The 9,018-nt window shown below is 65.1% G+C and carries 10 protein-coding genes; all 10 read right to left on the bottom strand.

The genetic code is table 11. The features are described from left to right. The coding region (locus tag FFS27_RS23115) for a pyridoxine 5'-phosphate synthase (protein ID WP_137952227.1) at positions 1 to 597 on the bottom strand (597 nt) is incomplete at its 3' end. Then, positions 590 to 1,291, bottom strand: coding sequence for a DNA repair protein RecO (recO, locus tag FFS27_RS23110; RefSeq protein ID WP_003085569.1), 702 nt, complete (start codon positions 1,289 to 1,291; stop codon positions 590 to 592). The genes recO and FFS27_RS23115, both read right to left, overlap by 8 nt. A 60-nt stretch (positions 1,292 to 1,351) precedes the next feature. Then, entirely contained in the window at positions 1,352 to 2,269 is a 918-nt protein-coding gene (era, locus tag FFS27_RS23105; RefSeq protein WP_003085566.1) for a GTPase Era, read from the bottom strand. Next, positions 2,262 to 2,951 carry a ribonuclease III gene (rnc, locus tag FFS27_RS23100; RefSeq protein WP_003085565.1) on the bottom strand — a complete coding sequence of 230 codons (690 nt, stop codon included), beginning with the start codon at positions 2,949 to 2,951 and terminating at the stop codon, positions 2,262 to 2,264. Before rnc ends, era begins: the two co-directional genes overlap by 8 nt. Further along, the gene (locus FFS27_RS23095) at positions 2,948 to 3,325 is read right to left on the bottom strand and encodes a DUF4845 domain-containing protein (RefSeq protein WP_003085562.1); all 378 of its coding nucleotides are present in this window, start codon (positions 3,323 to 3,325) and stop codon (positions 2,948 to 2,950) included. The genes rnc and FFS27_RS23095 overlap by 4 nt, the downstream gene beginning before the upstream one ends. 168 nt (positions 3,326 to 3,493) lie before the next feature. After that, the gene (gene lepB, locus FFS27_RS23090) at positions 3,494 to 4,348 is read right to left on the bottom strand and encodes a signal peptidase I (RefSeq protein WP_003085558.1); all 855 of its coding nucleotides are present in this window, start codon (positions 4,346 to 4,348) and stop codon (positions 3,494 to 3,496) included. Between the two features lie 5 nt (positions 4,349 to 4,353). Then, the gene (gene lepA, locus FFS27_RS23085) at positions 4,354 to 6,153 is read right to left on the bottom strand and encodes a translation elongation factor 4 (protein ID WP_003085555.1); all 1,800 of its coding nucleotides are present in this window, start codon (positions 6,151 to 6,153) and stop codon (positions 4,354 to 4,356) included. A 149-nt stretch (positions 6,154 to 6,302) separates the two neighbouring features. Beyond that, on the bottom strand, positions 6,303 to 7,727 hold the full coding sequence (gene mucD, locus FFS27_RS23080) for a serine protease MucD (RefSeq protein WP_022579820.1): 1,425 nt from the start codon (positions 7,725 to 7,727) through the stop codon (positions 6,303 to 6,305). A gap of 39 nt (positions 7,728 to 7,766) precedes the next feature. Then, positions 7,767 to 8,222: an alginate biosynthesis regulator MucC gene (gene mucC / locus FFS27_RS23075; protein ID WP_003110245.1), complete on the bottom strand. Its 456-nt coding sequence runs from the start codon at positions 8,220 to 8,222 to the stop codon at positions 7,767 to 7,769. Next, positions 8,219 to 9,018, bottom strand: an 800-nt coding sequence (gene mucB, locus FFS27_RS23070) for a sigma factor AlgU regulator MucB (RefSeq protein WP_171019222.1), incomplete at its 5' end; no start/stop codon positions are given. The genes mucB and mucC, both read right to left, overlap by 4 nt.

The raw sequence follows: 9,018 nt of genomic DNA, 5'->3' as shown, positions 1-9,018 counted from the left end.
GTGCAGGCCATGCCCGGCGTTGACGATCAGGCCGAGGGAACGCCCGAGGGCCACGCCCTCGCGTACCCGCTGCAGCTCGCGGGCCTGCTCCTCGGGGTCTTCGGCGTCGGCGTAGCGACCGGTATGCAGTTCGATAGCCGGCGCGCCGACCCGGGCGGAGGCCTCGATCTGCCGCGGATCGGGATCGATGAACAGCGACACTTCACTGCCCACCGCAGCCAGGCGTCGTACCGCGTCTCGGATGCGCTGTTCCTGGCCGGCGACGTCGAGGCCGCCCTCGGTGGTCAGTTCCTCGCGGCGCTCGGGGACCAGGCAGCTATGCGCCGGCCGGATCTCCTCGGCGAAGGCGAGCATTTCCTCGGTGACCCCCATCTCGAAGTTCATCCGCGTCTGCAGCACTTCCTTGAGCACCCGCACGTCGCGTTCCTGGATATGCCGGCGGTCCTCGCGCAGGTGCACGGTGATACCGTCGGCGCCGGCTTCCTCGGCGTCCAGGGCGGCCTTCACCGGGTCCGGATAGCGGGTGCCCCGGGCCTGGCGCAGGGTGGCGACGTGATCGATGTTCACGCCGAGCAGAATTCGAGTGGCTTCAGTCACGGGGTGACTCCTTACGGTTCATGAACAGCTCGCGGCTGACCAGCGGCCGGCCGCCCAGATGGGGAGCGAGCGCCTGGCGCATCAGGCGCTTGGCCGCCGCCAGGGCGCCGGGGGCGCTCCAGTCGGCGTCGGCCATGGATAACAGTTCGGAGCCCTGGAACAGCCCGGGTTGCAGCTGCGCCACCGGCTCCAGGCCGGCCTCTGGCAAAAGCTGGTACAACGCCTGCGGCTCGATCGGGCGCCCATCGATGTCGACATCGAGAGCGAAACCATAGCCCAGTTGCTCCAGCAGGCGCCATTCGAACGCGCGCAGCAGCGGTTCGATGGGTCGCCCCGCCGCCAGCAGCGGCAGGGTCGCGGCGTAGTGGGCGAAGATTTCCGGCTGCGGGTCTTCCGCCGGCAACAGGCGGATCAACAGCTCGTTGAGATAGAGACCGCTGAACAGCGCCTGGCCATTGAGCAGGTTGGGAATGCCGGCGCTTTCCAGGCGGGCCACGGTCTTCAGTTCGCCGCGCCCGCGCCACTCCGCTTCCAGCGGCACGAATGGCCGCGCCAGGGCGCCGGCCTTGCCGCGGGCGCCGCGCAGGACCGCGCGCAGGCGACCCAACGGGGTGAAGAAGTCCACCAGGGCGCTGGTTTCCTTGTACGGCCGGCTATGCAGCACGTAGGTGGCTTGGGCGGCGGCGAAGGACATGGCGGGTCGACCGGGCGCGAGAGGAATGGCGCCCGGCTGGCGCCGGGCTGCCGGGAACGGTCAGAGGTCGCCGTAGCCCAGCGAGCGCAGGGCACGCTCGTCGTCGGACCAGCCGCCCTTGACCTTGACCCAGAGGTTGAGCATGACCTTGGAGTCGAACAGTACTTCCATGTCCTTGCGCGCGTTCTGGCCGATGCTTTTGATCCGCTCGCCCTTGTCGCCGATGATGATCTTCTTCTGCCCCTCGCGCTCCACCAGGATCAGCGCATGGATATGCAGGATGCGACCTTCCTGCTTGAACTCCTCGATCTCCACGGTGATCTGGTAGGGCAGCTCGGCGCCGAGCTGGCGCATGATCTTCTCGCGGACCAGCTCGGCGGCCAGGAAGCGGCTGCTGCGGTCGGTGATCTGGTCTTCGGGGAAGAAGTGCTCGCTTTCCGGCAGACGCTCGGCGACCAGCTTCTCCAGCACGTCCAGGTTGGTCCCGTGCTGCGCCGAGATCGGTACTACCTCGGCCTTCGGCAACTGCTGGGTGAGCCATTCGAGGTGCGGCAGCAGGTCGGCCTTCTCCTCGATGCGGTCGGTCTTGTTCACCGCGATCAGCACCGGGCAACTGACGTACTGCACGCGCTCCAGGACCATCTGGTCCTCTTCGGTCCAGCGGGTGCGGTCGACCACGAAGATCACCACGTCGACATCCTTCAATGCCGCGCTGGCGGTACGGTTCATGTAGCGGTTGAGGGCCTTCTCGCCGCTCTTGTGCAGGCCGGGCGTATCGACGTAGACGGCCTGCACCTCGCCCTCGGTCTTGATCCCGAGCATGTTGTGACGGGTGGTCTGCGGCTTGCGCGAGGTGATCGCCAGCTTCTGCCCGAGGATGTGGTTGAGCAGGGTGGACTTGCCCACATTGGGGCGCCCCACGATCGCCACGTAGCCGCAACGGCTGCCGGCGGGGATGTCGTCGTGCATGTCAGTCATGGCCATTCTCCACGCCCAGGGCCACCAGCGCGGCGGCCGCGGCCACCTGCTCGGCGATGCGGCGGCTGCCGCCGTGCCCGTGGGTCTTGTCGCTCAGCAGGGCCACTTCGCAATCGACGAAGAAGGTCCGGCAATGGGGTTCGCCCTGGATATCCACCACCTCGTAGCGCGGCAGGTCGCAGCCCCGCGACTGCAGGAACTCCTGCAGGCGGGTCTTGGGGTCCTTGTTGGTGTCCACCGGGGTCAGCTCGCGCAGTTGCGGTCCGAGCCAGGCGATGATCCGCTCGCGCGCGGAGTCCATGCCGGTATCCAGGTAGATGGCGCCGATCAGGGCTTCCATCGCATCGGCGAGGATCGACTCGCGGCGGAACCCGCCGCTCTTCAGCTCGCCCGAGCCCAGCCGCAGGTAGTCGCCCACCTCGAAGCCGCGCGCCAGCAGGGCCAGGGTCTCGCCCTTGACCAGTCGCGCGCGCAGGCGCGAAAGCTGGCCTTCGCGAGCCTGCGGGAAGTGGTGGAACAGCGCCTCGCCGATGACGAAGTTGAGAATGGCGTCACCGAGGAACTCCAGGCGCTCGTTGTTGCGCCCGGCGTAGCTGCGATGGGTCAGGGCCAGGACCATCAGGTCCCGGTCTTTGAAGGTATAGCCGAGCTTGCGCTCGAGTCGGTCCAGCGAATTACTCACGGCATGCGTACACGGAATTCTTTGTCGAAGTGGACCACCAGGTCGATGTTGCTGATCAGTGGCTCGCGTTTTTCATATTTCAGGTGCGCCCGGAATTGGTTGTCTTCCAGTTGCACCTCCAGGGCCTTCTCCAGGTCCAGGTTGCGGATGCCGTTGATCTGCATCCCCTTGCCGACGTAGCTGTAGAACTCCGGCACGGAACGCACCTCGGCCGCCTTGTCGGTCTCCACGGAAGTGATCACCTTCTCCAGCGAGTAGTAATCCATGTAGTGCGGGATGATCTTGAATGCGGCGCTGGCGAAGAACGCCACCACGCCCAGCACCACCAGCCACCCCAGCAGGGACATCCCCTTCTGCGAACGCGCGAACCTCATGTCGGACCTCATGTCAGTGTAGTTATTCCGTCCAGCGAGCGGTAACGCCATCGGGCAGGGCCCTGCGGCGGCGTTCGCGGAAGTGAAAGCGGGGCTGCCCTCGGGAGCAGCCCCGCTTCGCGATTATTCAGCAGGAGCGCCCTTCCGCGTGGCGAACCTGCGCACAGGTCAGTGAATCACGCCGACCCGGGAGAAGTTCGGCAGGTTGCTCATCTTCGGATCGGGCCAGCTCATCCACACGGCGAAGGCCTTGCCGACGATATTGCGGTCCGGAACCATGCCCAGCAGATCCTTGGGGATCTTCGGATCGTTCCAGTAGCGGCTGTCGTTGGAGTTGTCGCGGTTGTCGCCCATCATGAAGTAGTGGCCGGCGGGAATGGTCCACTGGCGGTCGGGCTCGATGCGATAGCGGCTCATTTCCTTGCGGATCAGGTGCTCGGCCTGGCCCAGCTTCTCCTGGTACAGGGTCACGCTGCCCAGGGTGCCCGGTTCCTCGCCGACCAGTTTCTCCGCCACCAGCTCGCCGTTGACGTACAGGCGCTTTTCCCTGGTGTAGCGCACGGTGTCGCCGGGCAGGCCGACCACGCGCTTGATGTAGTTGATGTTCGGTTCGCTGGGATAGCGGAACACCATGACATCGCCGCGCTGCGGATCACCGATCGGGATCACCTTGGTGTCCAGCACCGGCAGGCGGATACCGTAGGCGAACTTGTTGACCAGGATGAAATCGCCGACCTCGAGGGTAGGTTTCATCGACCCCGAGGGAATCTGGAACGGTTCGACCAGGAAGGAACGCAGCACCAGCACGATGAACAGCACCGGGAAGAACGACTTGCCGTACTCCACCAGCAGCGGTTCCTTGTTGAGCTTCTCCAGCACTGCCGGATCGGGCTCGTTCACCTGCCCTTCGTAGGAAGAGATCGCGGCCCGCCGACGCGGCGCGAACAGCACCAGGTCGACCAGGGCCAGGGCGCCGCATACAGCCACGGCGATGACCAGCAACAACGGGAAATTGAGTGTCATGGGTTCTAGCTATCCACTTTGAGCACGGCGAGGAAGGCTTCCTGGGGAATTTCCACGCTACCGACCTGCTTCATCCTTTTCTTACCAGCCTTCTGCTTCTCCAGCAGCTTGCGTTTACGGCTCACGTCGCCACCGTAACACTTGGCCAGCACGTTCTTCCTGAGCGCCTTGACCGTCGAGCGGGCGATGATCTGCCCACCGATGGCTGCCTGGATCGCCACGTCGAACATCTGCCGCGGGATCAGTTCCTTCATTTTCTCCACCAGCTGGCGGCCCTTGTAGGGGGCGTTGTCGCGGTGGACGATCAGGGCGAGGGCGTCGACCTTCTCGCCATTGATCAGCACGTCGAGACGAACCAGGTTGGACGGCTCGAAACGATCGAAGCTGTAGTCCAGGGAAGCATAGCCGCGGCTGGTGGACTTGAGGCGATCGAAGAAGTCGAGCACCACCTCGTTCATCGGCAGGTCGTAGACCACCTGCACCTGGCCGCTGAGGAAGTGCATGTCGCGCTGCACGCCGCGCTTCTCGATGCACAGGGTGATCACGTTGCCCAGGTGGTCCTTGGGCACCAGGATGGTGGCGCGGCAGATCGGTTCGCGCATTTCCTGGATGGACGCCAGGTCCGGGAGCTTGGACGGGTTGTCGACGTAGATGATCTCGCCGTTCTTCTGCACGATCTCGAAGACCACCGTGGGCGCGGTGGTGATCAGGTCCAGGTCGTATTCGCGCTCCAGGCGCTCCTGGATGATCTCCATGTGCAGCATGCCGAGGAAGCCGCAACGGAAGCCGAAGCCCAGGGCTTCGGAGCTTTCCGGCTCGTATTGCAGCGACGAGTCGTTGAGGGTCAGCTTCTGCAGGGCGTCGCGGAAGTCCTCGAAATCGTCCGAGCTGACCGGGAACAGGCCCGCGTAGACTTGCGGCTTGACCCGCTTGAAGCCCGGCAGGACCTCGACGTCCGGCGTGTTGTTAAGGGTCAGCGTATCGCCCACCGGCGCGCCGTGGATATCCTTGATACCGGCGATGATGAAGCCCACCTCGCCCGCCTTCAGGTCGACGGTCTCGGTGTGCTTCGGAGTGAATACCCCGACGCTGTCCACCTGGTGGACCTTGCCGGTGGACTTCACCAGGATCTTGTCGCCCTTCTTCACCCGGCCGTTCTTCACCCGCACCAGCGAGACCACGCCGAGGTAGTTGTCGAACCAGGAGTCGATGATCAACGCCTGCAGCGGCGCCTCGATCTCGCCTTCCGGGGCGGGGATGGCGGTCACCAGGCGCTCCAGCACCTCCAGCACGCCCATCCCGCTCTTGGCGCTGCAGGCCACGGCGTCGGTGGCATCGATGCCGATGATGCTCTCGATTTCCTCTTTCACCCGCTCCGGCTCGGCCTGGGGCAGGTCCATCTTGTTCAGCACGGGCATCACTTCCAGCCCCTGCTCGATGGCGGTGTAGCAGTTGGCGACGGACTGCGCCTCGACGCCCTGGCCGGCGTCCACTACCAGCAGCGCGCCCTCGCAGGCGGCCAGCGAGCGGCTGACTTCGTAGGTGAAGTCGACGTGGCCGGGGGTATCGATGAAGTTGAGCTGGTAGGTCTTACCGTCCTGCGCCTTGTAGTGCAGGGTCACGCTGTGGGCCTTGATGGTGATCCCGCGCTCGCGCTCCAGATCCATGGAGTCCAGGACCTGGGCCTCCATTTCGCGATCGGAGAGGCCGCCGCACATCTGGATGAAGCGATCGGCCAGCGTCGACTTGCCATGGTCGATATGGGCAATGATGGAGAAATTGCGGATATGGCTCAGGTCGCTCACGGCTCAACACACTCGAAAAGGGCAAGGGCGGCAATCCGCCGAAAAATAGCCGGGGAGTTTACCTGATGCTCGGGCAAGGCGTCACGCAGGTAACGGATTGACGGGCATGAAAAAGGGCGGTGGAAACCGCCCTTTTTTCGCCAGCCGGCTTATTCGGCCAGCTTGAAGGTGATGAAGCTGGCGCGCCCCTGGCGCAATACCCGCATCGAAACCGAACGGTTCTTCGGCAGGGCCTTGGCCACGTCGGCGAAGATCTTGGTCGAGGTCACCGCCTTGTTGTCCAGGTGGGTGATGACATCGCCCGGACGCAGGCCGATGACCGCGGCCGGACCGTCCTGGACTTCCTTGATCACCACGCCGCCCTGGATATCCAGGCTCTTGCGCTGCTCGGCGGTCAGGTCGGCGACGGTCACGCCCAGGCGGTTGCTGCTGCGCTCGGCGCCCGGAGCGCCCATCGAGGCGATTTCCTCGTCGTCGTCCGGAAGGCTGCCTACCGCCATGCTCAAGGACTTGCGCTGGCCGTTGCGAATCACGTCAAGGTTGATCTTGTCGCCCGGCTTCATGTTGCCCACCAGGTGCGGCAGGTCGGCGGACTCGTTGATCGACTGGCCGTTCAGGCTGAGGATCACATCGCCCACCTGCAGGCCGCCCTTGGCCGCCGGACCGTCTTCCACCAGCTGCGCCACCAGCGCGCCGGACGGCTTGTCGAGGCCGAAGGACTCGGCGAGATCCTTGTTCACTTCCTGGATCACCACACCCAGCCAGCCGCGGCTGACCTTGCCGGCTTTCTTCAACTGGTCGGCGACGTTCAACGCGACATCGATCGGAATGGCGAAGGACAGACCCATGAAGCCGCCGGAACGGGTGAAGATCTGCGAGTTGATGCCGACCACTTCGCCCTGCAGGTTCAGCAGCGGACCGCCGGAGTTGCCCGGGTTGATCGCCACGTCGGTCTGGATGAAGGGTACGTAGCTCTCGTTCGGCAGACTACGCCCCTTGGCACTGACGATACCGGCGGTGACCGAGTGATCGAAGCCGAACGGCGAACCGATGGCCAGGACCCATTCGCCCACTTTCAGCTTGTTCGAATCGCCCAGTTTCAGGGTCGGCAGGTTCTTCGCCTCGATCTTCAGCACCGCCACGTCGCTGCGCGGGTCCGCGCCGATCAACTTGGCCTTGTGCTCGCTACGGTCGGACAGGCGCACCAGGATCTCGTCGGCATCGGCCACGACGTGATTGTTGGTGAGGATGTAGCCGTCGTTGGAGATGATGAAGCCGGAACCCAGCGATTGCGCCTCGCGCTGCTGGCCGCGCGGATTACGCGGAACCTGCGGGATGCTGCGCTCGAGGAAGTCGCGGAACATCGGCGGCAGCCCTTCGAGGTCGGGGATCGACAGCTGCCCGCGCGCCATGGCGCGATCCGGCAGCTTCTGCCGCGTACTGATATTCACCACCGCCGGCGACGCCTGTTCGACCAAAGGCGTGAAGTCCGGCAGTTCTGCCCGGGCCGTCATCGCCAGGCTCAAGGCCAGCAAGGCCACCATCGCAGCCATACAGCGTTTTAGGGTATGCATCGACTACAGCTCCCGTGATGTTCGAGGGAAGAGAAAGACTCAGGCCGAATCGGACGGCCCGGAAATCAGCGCTCGCAGAACCACCGGCTGCGAGGCTGGATCATCGGCATGACGACGAGCATGCCGACGCACCAATAGCCAGGCCGCCAGCAAACCCGCCAGCCCGGACACGATGATCAGAGGTTCGACAAGGCCCGCCCGGGTCGCCAGCAATGCTGCCACGAAAAACCCGAGCAGAGGGAAAAGATAGAAGAGGACGGAGGCGCGCAACAACAGGTCTTCATGAATTCCTAGGACGACCGCATCGCCGACCCGCAGGCTCAGGTCGCTCAACGCGCGCACCCGGGCACGCCCCGCGCCGACGCCCAGGCGCTGCATCAGCCCCTGGCCGCAACCGGCATTGGCCGAGCAGGACGAGCAGGTACTGCGGCGCACGGTCTCGACCCATACCGCTCCCGGCTCGGTCGCCACCACTCGCCCCTGCTCCTCGATCATTTCTGGGCGGCGGCCTCGGGCCGGATGGACAGCGCCACCCGCTCGGCGGTGCCCAGCGGCACTTCGCCGACGACGGTCACCATCTGGCCGCCGTCATCGGTCTGCAGGCGCTTGGAAACCACCACGGTCGGGCCGAGCTGGCTGCGCGCGTCGCCAACCATGGCACCGTGCAGCGGCTCGATGAACACCGAGAATCGTGCCAGGCCATCGCCATAGGTCAGGCAGGCGACCGGATCGGGGGTGACCGGACTGCGACGCATGAAACTGCGGGTCAGGGTGAAACCTGGCGGCAGCCACTCCGAGCGCCAGGCCACGGCCTTCTCGCCGTCGGCCTTGGCCGGGCCGACGACCTGGCATTCGGCGCCCGCCTGCAACTGGTCTTCGGCAGGTGCCGCGCCGGTATTCAACTGGGTGAACTGGAAGCGCTCGAGCAACTGCCCCTTCTCGTTCAGCAGCAGCGATTTCAACGGCAGGCCGGTGTCGCGGTCCAAGTGCAGCTCGAAGCCGTAGCGATGCTGGTCGCGCGGGGTCACCGCGAGGACCACTGCCGGGCGGCCGGCGACACGGGATTCGCCGACCAGGCGCAGGTCGTACCAGGAAGCCAGTTGGGAAGGATCGAACTTGCGCACCGGCCACAGCTGGGCATCGGCCAGTTGGTCGGCAAGGCCGCCGCTGATGCACTGGGTGCGCCCATCGACCCGGACCACTTCCTGGCGCGCGCCGTCGAGCTGGAGCAGGCGCTCGCGAACCGCGCCATCGCTCTCCACGCGATGCCAGATCTCATGGGTGGAGAAGC

Origin of the sequence: Pseudomonas sp. 2VD (assembly GCF_005503585.1) — a bacterium.
Taxonomy (GTDB): domain Bacteria; phylum Pseudomonadota; class Gammaproteobacteria; order Pseudomonadales; family Pseudomonadaceae; genus Pseudomonas; species Pseudomonas aeruginosa.
The sequence above is the reverse complement of the archived record's forward strand: the minus strand, read 5'-3'. Positions and strand labels throughout refer to the sequence as shown.